Annotated in this window: 10 protein-coding genes; all 10 read left to right on the forward strand. The window is 35.8% G+C overall.

What is annotated here, in order from left to right; all coding sequences use genetic code 11:
* Positions 1-654 precede the first annotated feature (654 nt).
* The 10 genes from glgB (at position 655) to ACEN31_RS04790 (ending at position 15,269) form a co-directional block, all read left to right on the forward strand.
* Entirely contained in the window at positions 655-2,562 is a 1,908-nt protein-coding gene (glgB, locus tag ACEN31_RS04745) for a 1,4-alpha-glucan branching protein GlgB (protein WP_407108771.1), read from the forward strand.
* 71 nt (positions 2,563-2,633) lie between these two features.
* Entirely contained in the window at positions 2,634-3,785 is a 1,152-nt protein-coding gene (locus tag ACEN31_RS04750) for a glucose-1-phosphate adenylyltransferase (protein ID WP_407108772.1), read from the forward strand.
* Positions 3,769-4,917 carry a glucose-1-phosphate adenylyltransferase subunit GlgD gene (gene glgD, locus ACEN31_RS04755; RefSeq protein ID WP_407108773.1) on the forward strand — a complete coding sequence of 383 codons (1,149 nt, stop codon included), beginning with the start codon at positions 3,769-3,771 and terminating at the stop codon, positions 4,915-4,917. Before ACEN31_RS04750 ends, glgD begins: the two co-directional genes overlap by 17 nt.
* Positions 4,918-4,927: 10 nt before the next feature.
* Entirely contained in the window at positions 4,928-6,364 is a 1,437-nt protein-coding gene (gene glgA / locus ACEN31_RS04760; RefSeq protein ID WP_407108774.1) for a glycogen synthase GlgA, read from the forward strand.
* 308 nt (positions 6,365-6,672) lie between these two features.
* The gene (locus ACEN31_RS04765; RefSeq protein WP_407108775.1) at positions 6,673-8,799 is read left to right on the forward strand and encodes a transglycosylase domain-containing protein; all 2,127 of its coding nucleotides are present in this window, start codon (positions 6,673-6,675) and stop codon (positions 8,797-8,799) included.
* Between the two features lie 124 nt (positions 8,800-8,923).
* On the forward strand, positions 8,924-9,283 hold the full coding sequence (locus ACEN31_RS04770; RefSeq protein ID WP_407108776.1) for a YlbF family regulator: 360 nt from the start codon (positions 8,924-8,926) through the stop codon (positions 9,281-9,283).
* 119 nt (positions 9,284-9,402) lie between these two features.
* Entirely contained in the window at positions 9,403-10,674 is a 1,272-nt protein-coding gene (locus ACEN31_RS04775) for a DNA repair exonuclease (protein WP_197104695.1), read from the forward strand.
* Complete coding sequence (locus ACEN31_RS04780) at positions 10,664-13,549, forward strand: AAA family ATPase (protein ID WP_407108777.1); 2,886 nt, start codon at positions 10,664-10,666, stop codon at positions 13,547-13,549. Before ACEN31_RS04775 ends, ACEN31_RS04780 begins: the two co-directional genes overlap by 11 nt.
* 170 nt (positions 13,550-13,719) lie before the next feature.
* Positions 13,720-14,667 (forward strand): HD domain-containing protein, encoded by a 948-nt coding sequence (locus ACEN31_RS04785; protein WP_338489553.1) that lies wholly within the window; start codon positions 13,720-13,722, stop codon positions 14,665-14,667.
* 23 nt (positions 14,668-14,690) lie between these two features.
* Entirely contained in the window at positions 14,691-15,269 is a 579-nt protein-coding gene (locus tag ACEN31_RS04790) for an SRPBCC domain-containing protein (RefSeq protein WP_407094699.1), read from the forward strand.
* The last annotated feature ends 117 nt before the right edge of the window (positions 15,270-15,386 follow it).

Genomic DNA, 15,386 nt, shown 5'->3' on the forward strand with positions numbered 1-15,386 from the left:
TAAAAATCGAATCTCGATAAAAATGTTCTGTAAAATCTCAAAAAACATATAAATTTTAGAACCAAAGCAAAATTACGACAAAAAATGTATTTTTAATCGAAAAATTTAGAAGTATGAATTATTCAGGAGTGTATTAGTTAATTAAAACTCAAGATAAAATTAAATGAATGAGTATAAATAAAATAAAAGGGGACTGATTTAATTATAATCTAATTAAATAAGTCAAAAAAGTAATTGCTAAAAAATGATAATGCTATATAATAGTAATATGCGATGAGTCGAAAAGCGATCAGGTAGATTGCAAGGTGATATACTACTGATTAACATCAACGTCGGGAAGACGAGTATAGCAAGCTCTCTGCTGTGAACAGAGACTTCGATTAATTATATTAATTTCACCGTTCGAATAAAACCACGAAGAATTAATTCTTCGTGGTTTTTTTGTGCAATAAACGAATTTAATTGTTAAGAAAATGTAAATTTTCATTTTTTGATTAAATAAAAATGAGATATAGGTTATAATGAAAATATGAACAGTGTTAAATATATTTTATTGCAAAATATTGTTACGGGAGTTAATAGAATGATACAAAGTAAAGCGCTTTCATGTAATGATAAAACCATAGTACTAGATGCTAATAAGGAGGGGAGTTAATGAACAGTGAACTTGCCAAGGCTTCGAATTTTGAAAAAGATATTTATTTTTTCAATCAAGGAACCCACAGACAAGCCTATAAATTTTTAGGAAGTCAGCGGGTTGATGACGGCAGTAAGATTGGTTATCGATTTAATGTTTGGGCACCAAATGCGAAACAAGTGTTTATTCAAGGTGACTTTACAAATTGGAATCTGAAGGAATTAGAATATATTGATGGAGGCATTTGGTCAATATACTTTAATGAAGATTTAAAGGGTCAACATTACAAATATGGTATCGATAATGGTATCGGACATATTGAATACAAGATGGATCCATTTGCCTACCGACATGAGACGGCACCGAAAGATGCGACAATTGTTTGGGATTTACCCAACTATGAGTGGAATGACTCAAATTGGATTAAAGATCAGCGTAAGAAGAACATACTAGAAGAACCTTTACAAATTTATGAGGTTCATTTTAGTTCTTGGCGTCAACATCCCGATGGAAGCAATTATAGTTTCCAAGAACTTGCTGAAACATTAATACCTTATGTTAAGAAGATGGGTTATACGCATATCGAATTAATGCCGTTAATGGATCACCCCTTAGATGCCTCTTGGGGTTATCAAATAACTGGATTTTATGCAGTATGTGGAAGATATGGAACTGTAGATGAATTACAAGAATTTGTTGATTACGCTCATCAAAACGGCATCGGCGTTCTTATAGATTGGGTTCCAGGACATTATTCACGAAATTCAAATGGGTTAGCATATTTTGATGGTACACCAACGTTTGAATACCAAGATTTGAATAAAGCGAATAATGTTGGCTGGGGAACACTTAATTTTGACTTAGGAAGAACTCAAGTTCAAAGTTTCTTAATCTCCAACGCATTATTCTGGTTAAAAGAGTTCCACATAGATGGCATTCGAGTAGATGCCGTATCTAATATGCTTTACTTAGATTTTGATGAAGGACCGTGGACTCCGAATGAAGAAGGAACGAACATTAAGCTTGAAGGTGTTGATTTCTTACAGAAATTAAACACTGTTGTTCATGAAGAATGTCCCCAAGCAATCATGATGGCTGAGGAAAGTACTAATTGGAACGGCATCACAAAGAGTGTCGAGGAAGGTGGCCTTGGTTTTGACTTCAAATGGAACATGGGTTGGATGAATGATACGTTGAAATTCTTTGAGATGGATCCACTCTATCGGCCAAAAAATTTAACATTGATTACCTTTGTTTTCATGTATCAGTTAAATGAAAACTATATCCTACCATACTCACATGATGAAGTCGTACATGGTAAGAATTCTATGTTAGGTAAAATTCAAGGAGACCGCTACAATCAATTCGCAACATTGAGACTAATTCATGGTTATATGATGGCTCAACCTGGTAAAGTACTGCATTTCATGGGGAATGAAATTGGTCAATACTTAGAGTGGCGATATTATGATGAATTAGAGTGGATTGATTTAGAAAGAGAATTTAATAGCGAATATCAACACTACATGAGCACTTTAAACCATTTAGGTCTTAAAGAGAAATCACTGCATGAATTGGATCATTCCGCAGATGGGTTGACGGTATTAGATGCAGATAATTATGACGAAGGTGTTTTAACTTTTATTAGACATAGTAAAAAAACAAATGATTTTTTAATAATTATTTGTAACTTCGTTCCTGTACAAAGAGAAGATGTTCGCATTGGCGTTCCATTCGAGGGTACTTATGAAGTTTTATTAAATTCAGAAATGAAAGAATTCGGTGGTACGTGGGTTGACCCGATAGCAGATTTAAAAACCGAAGCAATCGACACAAATGACCAACCGTTTTCGATTAAGACGATTATTCCTGCTATTTCAGTCCTTTACATCCGTCCCAAACGTATTTCAGGCGTAAAGAAATAGGAAAGGAGATAGAATATTGGTTAACATAGTTAAACCGTCTCGCCAACGATCAACAATATTCTAACTGTAAAATGAAACATGAAATGATAGCAATGATTTTAGCTGGTGGACAAGGAACTCGATTAGGAGTCCTGACGAAGAATATCGCTAAACCAGCCGTACCTTTTGGTGGAAAGTATCGAATTATTGATTTTGCTTTAAGTAATTGTGCTAACTCTGGAGTTAAAAACGTTGGGGTTGTTACTCAATACCAACCATTAGAGTTAAATGAACATATTGGAAAAGGTGCTTCTTGGGGCTTAAATAGTCGTGATGGTGGAGCAACCATACTACAACCTTACTCAAGTTCAGATGGCGAAAAGTGGTTTAAAGGAACTGCGAACGCTATTTATCAAAACATAAGTTATATAGATTCTTTAAATCCTGACAACGTCTTAATTTTATCAGGAGACCATATTTACAAGATGGATTACAGTGAAATGTATAATTTCCACGTTGAGAATAATGCAAGTTTAACAGTTGGGGTTATCCCAGTTGATATGAGCGAAGCATCACGTTTCGGAATTATGAATACAGATCACAGTAACCGCATTATTGAATTCGAAGAAAAACCAGCAGGGCCAAAGAGCAACTTAGCTTCAATGGGAATTTATATCTTTGACTGGCCAACACTTCGTAGATATTTAGTGAAAGATTCAGCTAAAGACCGTGTATTAGAAGACTTTGGTCATGATGTTATCCCAACATATTTAGATAACGCTGAGAACTGTTTTGCTTATTCATTCGAAGGTTACTGGAAAGATGTAGGAACGATTGAAAGTCTATGGGAAGCGAATATGGGATATTTAAACCCAGACCATCCATTAAATGAAACACGTAATTCTTGGAGAGTCTACACATCAAATAAAGTAACGGGTGCTCAGTTCTTAACTGAAGATGCAGAAATTTCGAATGTTTTAATTGTAGACGGAAGTTATGTAGCTGGTAAAGTGTCAGATTCAATTATTTCACAAGACGTAACCGTTTCTCAAGGGTCAACAGTAGCGAATTCAGTCATTATGGCTGATGCTGTCATTGGAGAAAACTGTGAGATAGATTACGCAATCATTGGTGAAGGTGCAGTAATCGCAGACGGAGCGAAAGTTGTCGGAACAAGAGATGAAATTGCTGTAGTTGGATTTTATGATAAGGTAGGAGGCCCAAAGAATGATGGCGAAAAATAATATTTGTGCAATTATAAATTTAACAGAAGATACAACTCAACTAAAACCCTTAACAAACAATCGTCCTATCGCTGGATTACCATTCGCAGGACGTTACCGTATTATTGACTTTATGCTTTCAGACTTAGCGTATGCTAAGATTGAATCTGTCGGATTATTCATTGGTGAATCTGGTCGTTCTATTTATGACCACGTTCGTTCAGGAGCTGCTTGGGATTTACAATCTGAAGTCAGTGGAGGTATCTTTACTTTCTCACACCAAGATTGGAAGAAAAACCATCCAAAATCTCATGAACATGAAGATTTTTATTATAACCACCGCTTATTTTTAGAGAGATCAAATGCAGATTATGTCTTTGTTGCCGGAAGTAAAATTATTGCTAACGTTGATATTCGTGCAATAAGACAACAACATATCCAAAATGATAAAGATGTAACTGTTGTTTACAAAAACTTCGATGAGAATCAAGTCTCAGATGAAGAAATGTTAGCACACGGTATTGTCTTTAATGAGGATAAGATTGAGAAATTCACTGATTATGTTGTACCTAGTCAAGAAGGTAAAGTGAATCTTGGTTTAAATATGTACTTCTTAAGTGTTGATAAGATGTTAAGCATCTTAGATCAAGCAACTAAAGATGAAGTGTTTTTAGAACTTAATGAATTATTACAACATTATGCGACAGCTTGTTCACTAAACGGATTTGAATATACTGGTTATGCTTCAAATATTGATACAATTGATAAATACTACAAAGCGAATATGGATTTATTAAGTTTTCCAACTTTTTCTTCATTATTCCAAACAAGTATTCCAGTATTAACAAAATCAAAACACGGATCACCAACTTACTATGCTCCTGAATCAAAAGTAAGAGAGTCATTTGTAGGGAGTGATACATTTATTTCAGGAACAGTTAAACGTTCAGTATTAAACCGTCGTGTGATTGTAGATAAAGATGCTATTGTACTTAATAGTATCCTTTTACAAGGAACTAAAGTAGGTGAAGGCGCTCAAATCGAATATGCGATTGTCGATAAGAATACTGTTGTAGAACCAGGCGCTAAAATTATTGGAACACCCGATGATATAAAAGTTATTGGTAAAAATTTACACGTATTAGCAGACTAGGAGGGTAAACATGAAGGTTTTATTTGCTTCAGCTGAAGCAGCACCATTCTTTAAGTCTGGAGGATTAGGGGATGTTGCTGCGGCATTACCTAAAGAATTAGTCAAACAAGGCGTTGATATTCGAGTTGTATTACCGAATTACACAAAAATGCCAGATAAATTCAAAAGCCAATTAAAAGAACATTCTCATTTTCGTTTTCAATTAGGAAATAAAAATGTATACTGCGGAATCAAAACATTGAAACATGATAATGTCATGTACTACTTTATAGATAATTTAAGTTATTTTGATCGACCAGATTTATACGGTGAGTGGGATGATGGCGAGCGCTTTGCTTACTTCTCAACTGCTATTATAGAAATGATGGAAGTAGTAGATTTTATTCCAGATATTATTCACTGTAATGATTGGCAAACCGCTATGATACCAGCCATGTTAGTGGATAGATATCATTGGAAGAATGCTCTGAAGTCAATTCGTAAAGTGATTACGATTCACAATATTCGCTTCCAAGGAATTTATGAACCAAATATACTAACGAATGTCTTTGGGACAAGTTTTAATACTTTTACGGATGACGGTGTTAAATACCATGATTTAGTAAATTACTTAAAAGGTGGTATTAATTTCTCTGACCGTGTAACGACAGTTAGCCCAACTTATGCGAATGAAATTACGACACCTGAATTTGGTGAAGGATTAGACGATGTCATTCGTCATAATCGCTGGAAATTACGTGGGATTATTAATGGTATCGACTATGATTCAAATAATCCAGAAACTGATCCACTTATTCCACATCATTTTTCAATTGAAGACTTGTCAGGGAAAGCTAAGAATAAACTTGAACTTCAACGACGCTTAGGTTTACCAGAGAACCCGGATGTGCCAATCATTGGAATGGTGAGTCGTTTAACAGACCAAAAAGGCTTTCAGTTAATTGAAGAAAAATTAAATGACTTGCTTCAACAAGATGTCCAAGTTGTCCTACTTGGTACGGGTGAAGAACAATTTGAAAACTCATTTAGATATTTTGAAGACGTTTATCGCGATAAGATGCGTTCATGCATTATGTTTGATGTTGAGCTAGCTCAATTGATTTATGCGAGCTCAGATATGTTCTTAATGCCAAGTGCTTTTGAACCATGCGGTTTATCACAAATGATGGCTATGAGATATGGAACTTTACCCATTGTTCACGAAACAGGTGGCCTAGTAGATACAGTGCAGGCATATAATCAATTCACTGGTGAAGGGACTGGTTTCAGCTTCTCACCATTTAATGCTCAAACAATGTTGGATGTAATTAATCTAGCTTTACATATATACCGCAATGATCAAGAAACTTGGAAACAGCTTGTAGAGCAAGCAATGAAGAGTGATTTTAGTTGGGAAGGTCCAGCGCAGGACTATATTAAATTGTATGAAGAGTTACTCAATGAATAATTAAATGAATAAAACTACTGGATATCTTGTTTGTATCCAGTAGTTTTTTGTTATGCAATAATTGCATAGGCAATTTCAAAAGTTATCAAATATCTTAAAAGTGGTATACCTATTAAAGATAGCGAATATTTCATTTATTTTTCACACTTATTGCTTATAATGTCCTTAAGTTAAATTAGTGTAATCTGACTTGTCTTGCTGAAATTTATCTATATAATAAGTAAAGTTATCAGTCCTTAGGCTGATAACAATTAAGTAAGATAATACTATATTAATTTATACAATAAAAAAATGAAAGGAGGCAAACTATGGAAGAAAATAACAATCAACCAACGAGACCAACGAGAAAAAGTAATACGACCTGGGACAAAGTAAAATCCATGTGGCAATATTACCGTGGTTGGAAATGGTTAATCTTTATTGGCTTAACGTTTGCCTTACTGTTATCAAGTTATTCTGTTCTTATTGCTAAGACAACGAGTGTCGCAACTTTGCAAGAAGGACTCATGTCTCAAACAACTATTTATGCTTATGATGATACAAGTGCTGGTACTTTAATGGCCCAAAAAGGGACCTATGTACCTTTAGAACAAATCTCGCCCCAGATGCGAGAAACATTAGTTGCCGTTGAGGATAAACGCTTTTACGAGCATAATGGTTTCGATACGATTGGGATCGGACGTGCGTTTGTTAGGTTATTAATCAATCGAGACACGAGTGGTGGTGGTGGGAGTACGATTACCCAACAATTGGTGAAGAATGCCTTCTTAACGCTCGATCAAACCTTCCAACGGAAGATTAAAGAACTCTTTCTATCTATAGAAGTTGAAAAGCATTATACAAAAGATCAGATCTTAGAAATGTATTTAAACAATTCCTATTATGGTAACGGAGTTTGGGGGATTGAAGATGCTTCTCAGAAATACTTTGGTCATCCAGCTTCTCAACTTAACTATAATGAGAGCATGGTCCTAACAGGAACTCTTAAGGGACCTTCAATATTTAACCCGATTGATGATTATGAAGCGGCGATTGAAAGACGGAATGTAGTGGCCCAATTGATGGCTTCTGATAATGTCATCTCCCAAGAAGATGCCAATGCCATTATGGCTGAAGGGATTTATCTTTATGATAACTACTATGTCGAAGATAGTTACACTTATCCATATTACTTTGATGGTGTGATTAACGAAGCCGTAGCAGTGACTGATATTCCAGAAGATGATTTATTATCAAAAGGTTATAAAATTTATACGAATTTAAACCCTGCATATCAAAATGCCATAGACAGGTCATATGATAATACATGGATATTCCCAGATGATGGGACAGGAGAACCATTAGTTCAAAGTGCAAGTGTCGTTATTGATCCAAATACGGGCGGTATTATGGCAGTTTACGGTGGCCGAGGGGATTATGTCTATCGTGGCTTTAACCGCGCAACGGACATGTACCGCTTACCAGGATCAACACTTAAACCAATGGCTGTCTATGTACCCGCCCTTGAGAAAGGTTACAATATGCATTCAATCGTTCCGGATGTCGTGGAAGGTCATGGTGCGAATGATTATGCGCCAAATAATTATAATAATTATACGGAACCAGGTGGAGAAACTGAATTGTACTACGCCTTAGCGCAAAGTAAGAATACAACAGCAGTCCACTTAATAGATGAAATTGGAATTAGTGAATCGGTCAGAAAATTAAGACAATTTGGTATTAATGTCCCGCAAGAGAATCAAGATTTATCCTTAGCACTTGGAGTTATTAATCCAGGGCTTTCACCACTTCAAATAGCGAATGCATATTCAGCCTTTGCTAATGAAGGTATTCGTTATGAAAGTAGTTTTATTCGTCGAATTGAAGATGCAACGGGACGAGAGGTCTACAACAATGAATCACCAACGAAACATATGGTAATGACTTCTAATGTCGCTGCAGATATGACAAGTATGATGCTAGATACTTATGGCGGGTACGGGACCGGTTATGGATCCGGGCCAGATTATGGTATGTTAGCTGGTAAAACTGGAAGTACCGAAGTAGCAGAAGGAAATATGGATACACGTGATCGATGGATGGTTGGTTACACACCAGACTTTGTTGTTGTCTCTTGGTCAGGTTTAGATGAAGTAGACGTCGAAGGTCAACCATCTTTAGATGAACTGATGCCAACAGGTATGGGGGCGTTATTTAATCTTCAGACAACCGGCTTAATGAATCAATCGCCTCAGACGCCTTTTGATGTCACTTATGCATCACAAACGCAAGAAACAACAAACATTGTAGAAGATGCGAATAATTGGCAAGAACAAGCCACTTACTTCTTGAATGATGCGGGTGAATTTATTTCCGAACACGGAGGTAATTTACTTGATGAGGTGGGTAGAATTGGGTCAAATGTCGTTGAGGAAGTTTCGGGATGGATAAACTAGTTAATTTTGTTTTGAAAATGCGTCTATGTAACTTTCAAATTAATTCAGATTTATAACCGTTTCTGGTAGTAAAGAGAGTCTAATTTTGCTAATATTAAGATAGAAGTTAAGAAGGAGAGAGATTATGACAGAAAATAACAATATTTATGATACTGCGAATCAATTGGAGCGCGACTTAAGAGCATTGCCAGCATATAATGATTTAAAAGAATCAGTTGCTGCCATTGAAGCGAACGAAGAGAGCCGTAAGTTATTCAATGAATTCCGCGCGATCTCGCAACAATTACAACAGAAACAAATGCAAGGTGAAGCACCTACAGAAGAAGAGATTGCAAACATTCAAGCAATGTCTGTTAAAGTTCAAGAAGATGAGAACATTAACCGTTTAATGGCTAGTGAGCAACAAGTAAGCCAAACGATTAATGATATCAACCAAATCATTACGAAGCCATTAAATGAAGTTTACCAAAACATGAGCCAGTAATCATTTGCTGAACTTTATTGCCAGCTGGAAGTTTTCGAGACGATCGATGCTTTTGGCTGGTTTTCTTTACGTTAATTTTCTCTCTTATACAAAACTATTCAATGAAAGGAGCAAACAAGATGAAATTATTGCACGTCAGCGATTTACACTTAGATAGTCCCTTTGCAGGATTAGGGAATGAGTCTCCACAACTACAGAAAGAGTTAATCAATGCCCCGTTTAAAGCGTTTGAACGCTGTGTGAGTATTGCCATTAATGAAGACGTCGATACGATGTTAATTTCTGGCGATATTTATAACAGTGAGCGACAATCCATCGTCGCTCAGCATTTTTTTATGAAACAAATGGAACGATTAGACAAAGTGAACATTCCAGTTGTACTAATTCATGGAAATCATGACTATATTCGACCTGATAAAGCGCGCATGGTCTATCCCGACAATGTGCATGCTTTAGATTCGCGCCAAGTATCGAGTTATGAATTTAATCTAGCAGATGGCCGATTAGTTCAAATACATGGTTTTAGTTATACAACGAAATGGATTCACGAACGAGTGATTAATGCTTATCCAATTAATAATAATCCAGATGCTTTTAGTATTGGGCTATTACATGGAGCTTTAGAAGGAATTGAATCAGATTCAGGAAATTATGCTCCTTTTAGTATCGAGGAGTTACTCTCAAAAAACTATGATTACTGGGCATTAGGACATATTCATAAAGCAGAAGTGATGAATCAAGAGCCATTAATTCAATATGCTGGGACAATACAAGGCCGTCATATTAATGAAACAGGCGATAAAGGTTGCTATATCGTTGAATTAGAGAAGGGTCAAAAAACGAAAAACACGTTTTACTCTCTCGCTTCAATTGTTTGGGAAAATGCTAAATTAGAGTGCGAATCTGATTGGCAAGCGAATGATATTATTGAAGAATTACAACAAATCAGGGCTAATTTCCAAGACGAAGCGAACGCTAACCAACAAACTTACTTTATTCATGTGGAGTTAACTCAAGCCCAAAGACTTGACCCACTACTTCTTGAACAAATTCAAGATGGCGAATTTTTCCAAGTCTTAGACCAAGATTATCACGAAAGTCCATTTGTACTCATTCATCGAATGACACCCAAATTAAATGTATCTTTAGATGTCTTTCATTTTGATCCAGGTTTGGAGGAAAGTTTTAATAAAGTGGTGGTAGAATTAGAAGAGGGCGACCGCTTTAAGACAGTCGTATCTGATTTGTATCAACATCCACTAATTAAACGTCACTTTAACTTAGAACATGATGAATCCTTACAGGAAGATATGATTTATTCTGCTCGACAATTAATAGCACAAATGATCGGGCTAGATAAAGAGACGGAGGATGAGACTCATGAGAATTAAAACATTAGATATTTATGGATATGGCCGTTGGATTAACCAAAAGTTTGATATTAACGATGACATTCAATTGTTCTATGGCCGTAATGAGTCAGGTAAATCAACTTTACAATCATTTATTCGTTCGATTCTCTTCGGTTTTCCAAGTCGACGTAAAAAAGTAAACCAACCTAATCGTTATGAACCTAAGAATAGTGACGTATACGGTGGACGCATTCTGTTAACAGAAACAATCTATGGTGATGTTTGGATCGAAAGAACGGATAAAGAATTGAAACTTTATACAGATTCAGGCGAAGAATTAGCTATATCTAAACTGAATGAAATATTAGGTGGCTTAGACGAGTCATTATTTGATAACTTTTATGCTTTTAACTTAGCAAATTTACAAGAATTAGCGAATGTTGGTGCGGATCAGTTAAATGATTACTTTCTAAGTATTGGAACCCTTGGAAGCGATAAGTTCTTAAGCATCTCTAAGGATCTTGAGAAACAAACGGATGAATTATTCAAACCTAGGGGAGTTAAACCTGAACTAAACCGTCTGCTTAATGATTATGATCTTCTTTCTGAACAAGCCAATGAAGCTAAAAGAAACACGGGACGCTACAATGATTTAACTAGACGTCGGGACCAAATTGATGTTGTCATCAAAGAAACAAATCAACAACTCAATCAAGTTGAACAAGACATACGAGAAAAAGATAAACTCATCTCGCGTTATGACACTTACTTGAAACTCAAAGCGACAGAGAAAGCCTTACAGGGACTTGTATTTACGACTATTCCTGAGAACGCTCCAAAGAAATTGAGAGATAATGTGGACTCCATCCAAAACTTGGAGGAAGAGAATACAGCCTTAACAGAACGTATCTCTCACATTCAAAACGATTTAGGCCAGCTAACACGATTTAATTGGGCGAATAATCATGAACAAGACCGTAAGAAATGGTTATCTCATACAGAGCAAATTAAAGAAGTTCAAACCAAATTTGAGCAAATGAATCAGCGTATTCATGAAACAAATGAATCTATGACTCAATTAGCGGTAAAAGGACAATTCTATCCAGAAAAGATTGAGAACAGCCAAGCTTATGAAGAAAAAGTTGAAAAAGGCTTAATCATCCAAACAAAATTAATCGACAGCAATTCTGAAATTGAAACCATTCGAATTCAACGTAAGATGCTTTTAGAACAGAGAAAAAATTTGCAAAATAAAAGCGCAAACTTGCGTCAAAGTGTGGCGAAGATTGAGAATCAGCGTGTAAATGAAGAAGAAATTCTAATTCAAAATACGCGATTATCAGAGTACTTTATAGGTTTAACACTGTTAGTTGTTGGGCTCATTGTCGTATTCTTCAATTTAGTTAATGAAGCAAGTATGGCGAATATAATATTCTGGTTAGGTGTGTTTATGACCATTATCGGAATTGCGTCAATGTCTTATGTGTTTATAAAACACCGTAACTTAATGAATGAGTTTAATAATAGTCCAGTCCTCGATCGAGCGAACCAGTTGAAAGAAGAAGAGAAACAAGTGAGTGAGCAAAGTCGTGAACTCGGTACAGAAATCAATGAAAAAGAAGATACAATTAATGAATTAGAAGAAGCAAAAGCTGAAATTGTAAAAGATCAAAATCATTGGTTAACTGAGATTGGTTTTTATCCAACAGCTGATCCAGAGTGGATTCTAAAGACAAATCCAGTGAAAACCTACTTCTCTGAGATGGAAAAACGCGAGACTTATGAGGCTGAATTGGCCAAATTAGCATCGCAAATTGAAGATTGGAAAGATGCAATCTCGCCACTTCTAGAACGATTCCCAGCCAAGGATGTAACTACGCGCGTGTTAATTCGTCACGTGGAAGAAGTTGAAGCGTCATTAATTCAAGCTCAACAAAGAGGGAATAGCTTGAAGGAGCGTTTAGTTGAGGCTAGAGAACGCATTGAGAAAAACAAAGGCAAAATTGACGCACGACAAGTTGAGATTCAAGACATCTATAATAAAACGGATGTTACAAATCGCTTAGAATTTGAACAACGAGTGTCAATTAACCAAGAAATTGAAGACTTAACGAATAAAAAAGAACTTTATAAAGAACAAATTACTGGCTACGAAGATGATTTAGCTTCGATTGAAAGTAAACAAAGTCTTAACGAGTCATTCCATGAATCAGAACGTGAGCATTCAATTCTGAAAGGGAAGTTAGATCCGAATATTCGTGAGAGAGCGAATCTCGTCGTGGAGATTCAACAACTTGAGCAAGACGGTACTTTCCAAGAATTATCACAACAACTTGAGAATAAAAAGACAGAAATTCTTGAAGTGATTCATGAATGGGGAACTAAACGTTTGGCAATGGATATGATTAATCAAACACTTCGTAAAGGTTTGGATAATCCAGTCAATGAAATGAATGATATTGCTGATCATATCTTTAATATCTTAAGTTTCAGTCGCTATACACAAATTAAGATGAATAAGAAAGATATTAAAGTAAAACAATTTAGTGACGTCTTATTCTCACCACACGAATTATCACAAGGTACTTTGGAGCAATTATATGTTGCCTTAAGATTAGCCTTTGTCATTAGTGCTCAGAGAATGATTAAGATGCCAATCATCATTGACGATGCCTTTGTAAACTTTGATGAATTCCGTAAAACTAGCATGTATAAAGTGCTGCAAGATATTAGTGAAGACATACAAGTGCTATTCTTTACTTTTGACCAGCAAGCTAATGAAACATTCCATCCGAAATTTATTATTAATCTAGAGGAAATTAACTCAATTGATTTACCTAATGAGAACACTCAAGATTATAAAGAAGCTTTGGATGAATCGTTAGAAGCAGCAAAGGAAGAAAAATCTGAATAACAGGTTGAATAAGATCAGTCCATATCTGAGTCTTTAAATAATAATGACTTCACTATTATTTAAGGGCTCGGATATTTTTTTATCCGTATAATATGATAGAATAAAAGAGTGATTATTATGTATATCTGTTTAACATAACTAGATGTTTTATATATACAAGGAGGTATATTGTGGCACAATTATTTGAAATTAAAAACGGAGAACAATTCGGTATTTTTGTTCTAATTAAAGCAGCGGATATTCGTACAGCGCGTAATGGGAAACCATTCATAGCCTTTCGATTCCAAGACCGTTCAGGTTCGATGGACGGTATGTTCTGGTCAGCAACTGAAGAAGAAGTGAACTTATACCAAGCAGGTAAAGTTGTTTTTCTGAGAGGTAAGAGAGATACATATCAAGGAACACCGCAAGTAAAGATTGAATCCATGCGCCTAGCAGAAGCGGGTGAGCCGGATGATCCAACGCTTTATGTTGAGAAAGTGAAAGTTAAACGTGAAGACTTGGAAGCAGAACTTGATGATGCGTTATTACTTATAACTGAACCAAACATTGCACGTGTCGTTCGTAAAATCATTCACCAAACGCAGGAAGACTTCTTTGTCCATCCAGCAGCCAAACGATTACACCATGCCATGGCAGGTGGACTAAGCTTCCATACATTATCAATGGTTAAAATCGCACGTAATTTATTATCGATTTATCCACAACTGAATCCAAGTTTATTAATTGGAGGAATCATCCTTCATGATATTGGTAAAACTGTTGAATTAAGTGGAGCCATCTCAACAGAGTATACCCTTAAAGGGAAGATGATGGGACACATCGTCATTATCTCAGAGATGATTGACCGTGCGTGTGCTGAAATTGGCGTTGATCCTGAGAACGAGTCAATCTTATTACTGAAACATGTGGTATTAGCTCACCATGGTAAAATGGAATTTGGTAGTCCTGTCTTACCACAATTACTAGAAGCAGAGTTAATTCACTATATTGACGATATGGACGCTAAAATCAACATGATTACTGAAGTCCTAGATAAGACTGAGCCAGGCGAATTTACATCACAAATCTTTGCACTAGACCGCCGTCAAATCTATAAACCTAAATTCCAAAAATAATCTAAAGAGAAAAGAGAGATAATATGGATTCACATAAAGACGAACATGCACATGAACATGGCCATGATCACAATCATGACCACGATCATGACCACCATCATCACTCTGAATTAGATCATTTAACACATAATCATGGTATAGACATTGTATTACAAGGTGAGTTAAATGCTAATATTGAGCGAGTTTGGGAAGTGTTAACATCGAATGAATACGTCAAACAATGGTTCCCTGAACTTGAATTTGAATCACTCAAAGCTGGCGGAAACTTGATGTTTAATTCAGGCGACATGCATATAGATATGATGATTTATGACGTTGAAGTGCCGTCTCACTTGTCATTTGAATGGGGAGAAGGAAACATTGTAACCTTTGACCTTGTTAGCAATGACGACTTAACGACGCAACTGAATTATACTCAATGGATTCATCATATTGATGAAGAGCATAGTCCGAAAGACGTGACGGGTTGGTTAATTTGTATGCAAAATATTGCTGCGATCATTGATAACAAACCTATTCCAGACACAATGGAGTTATACAATGAGTATTACGATGAAGTAGAACAGTTGATAAAAGAACAAACATCGACTGAGTTTGAATAGAGATTATTTAAGAAGTGTTGTAGCTATTGCACAACACTTCTTTTTGTGACTATATTTATGAACAACTGTGTAGAGGAAAATTAGAGTTCTATGATATACTAAGAATAGTTTCGCTGA

The organism is Ruoffia sp. FAM 26255, assembly GCF_045528525.1.
Lineage (GTDB): Bacteria > Bacillota > Bacilli > Lactobacillales > Aerococcaceae > Ruoffia > Ruoffia tabacinasalis.

Coding starts and splice junctions, on each gene's coding strand:
- ACEN31_RS04770 (WP_407108776.1), top strand. CDS start 8,924: ATGACAGAAAATAACAATATTTATGATACTGCGAATCAATTGGAGCGC.
- ACEN31_RS04775 (WP_197104695.1), top strand. CDS start 9,403: ATGAAATTATTGCACGTCAGCGATTTACACTTAGATAGTCCCTTTGCA.
- glgA (WP_407108774.1), top strand. CDS start 4,928: ATGAAGGTTTTATTTGCTTCAGCTGAAGCAGCACCATTCTTTAAGTCT.
- ACEN31_RS04750 (WP_407108772.1), top strand. CDS start 2,634: ATGAAACATGAAATGATAGCAATGATTTTAGCTGGTGGACAAGGAACT.
- ACEN31_RS04780 (WP_407108777.1), top strand. CDS start 10,664: ATGAGAATTAAAACATTAGATATTTATGGATATGGCCGTTGGATTAAC.
- glgB (WP_407108771.1), top strand. CDS start 655: ATGAACAGTGAACTTGCCAAGGCTTCGAATTTTGAAAAAGATATTTAT.
- ACEN31_RS04765 (WP_407108775.1), top strand. CDS start 6,673: ATGGAAGAAAATAACAATCAACCAACGAGACCAACGAGAAAAAGTAAT.
- glgD (WP_407108773.1), top strand. CDS start 3,769: ATGATGGCGAAAAATAATATTTGTGCAATTATAAATTTAACAGAAGAT.
- ACEN31_RS04790 (WP_407094699.1), top strand. CDS start 14,691: ATGGATTCACATAAAGACGAACATGCACATGAACATGGCCATGATCAC.